Annotated in this window: 1 protein-coding gene; it reads left to right on the top strand. The window is 62.4% G+C overall.

Translation table 11 applies throughout. The features are described 5' to 3' along the window. Window positions 1-196: 196 nt before the first annotated feature. The gene (locus ACFWPQ_RS51945; protein ID WP_384052201.1) at window positions 197-643 is read left to right on the top strand and encodes a hypothetical protein; all 447 of its coding nucleotides are present in this window, start codon (window positions 197-199) and stop codon (window positions 641-643) included. Window positions 644-1,165: the final 522 nt, after the last annotated feature.

Raw genomic sequence — 1,165 nt, 5'->3', positions numbered from 1 at the left:
CGGTGGCCGTTCATCTATGCGGGCCTCATCCCAACGCCGGAGCAAACCCCCGGATCAGGTCGAACCCGTACACCACTTCCCTGGACGCAACCCACGTCAGTGCGGTCATCCCGGATCCTCGGGGATGGTTGCCATCTCTCGGTGGTACCAGTCATGAGCAGAGCTTGTTCTCCAACACCGATCAACGGGGGCTCAGATGGCGACGCAACCGAGTTCGGATGAACGCCTCGTGATGTATCAAGTTGTTGCAGCCAGGCACGCGAGTCTCGATCAGATGGTCTGGCAGGTACCCGGCATCGCCCTCACTGCCCAGGCGTTCCTGATGACGATTGGCCTCGGGCCCGGATCGGGTCAACTCGCGCGGCTCGGGTCTGGGCTTCTGTCGGTGGTGGTCGCCTTCATGTCCGTTGAGCTGTTGATGCGGCACCGACTCAGTGCGATCGCGGATGCCGTTTGGCTGGAGAGGTTCGAGCGAGAGCAGGGTTGGGAGGTGCTCCACAGGCCATTGAACGACCGGTGCGCACAGCTCGGAGTGCCCATGCCGCGCGTGGCCCGTCCTCGTGCCTATTCCGTATGGATCGCTGGGCTCTCAGCCTTCGGCCTAGTAGGCGCCGGCATCGCGAGTAACGCGCTCGTTGGGTAGCTGTCGGTCCATCAGCTTGGGAAGCTGCGGGCATTTGTGGATGGTTGGGGCGCTGACCTGGGCGAACGTCCGGGCTGTGTCCAAGCTGGGCCAGGCTGCTTTTCACCGTGGTTCCCCGCTGTTCCCCGCTCGATCTGGTGCGGTTGTGGTGCGTTCGCCTTGTGTGCTCAGAAGGTTGACCATTCGGACGCAGGGATGCAGTCTCAACTGCGCTATGCCCACTCGCGTATGAGGAAGAGGGGCCGGGTGAGGACGATGTCTCTAGCCCGTTAGGCGCGCATGATGAGACATCAGTGCAATGACTGTCCTTTTAGTTAGCGTCCGGACGTCGAGGGCTAAGGCGAGGCAACCCCTCCGCCCTTGTGGGGAATCCCCTAAAGGAGTAAAACTGGGGCGCTCAGCGGTGCTCGGCCGTGCGTACTTCCGACGTGTCGGCGACGGCTGAAAAGTGGACCAGTAGCGACGCTTGAAAGTTGACCCCCTCCAAGGGGTCTGGCTCGTTGAGCCAGGCCGGGAGGAGTG

Origin of the sequence: Streptomyces sp. NPDC058464 (assembly GCF_042721035.1) — a bacterium.
GTDB lineage: Bacteria > Actinomycetota > Actinomycetes > Streptomycetales > Streptomycetaceae > Streptomyces.
The sequence above is the reverse complement of the archived record's forward strand: the minus strand, read 5'-3'. Positions and strand labels throughout refer to the sequence as shown.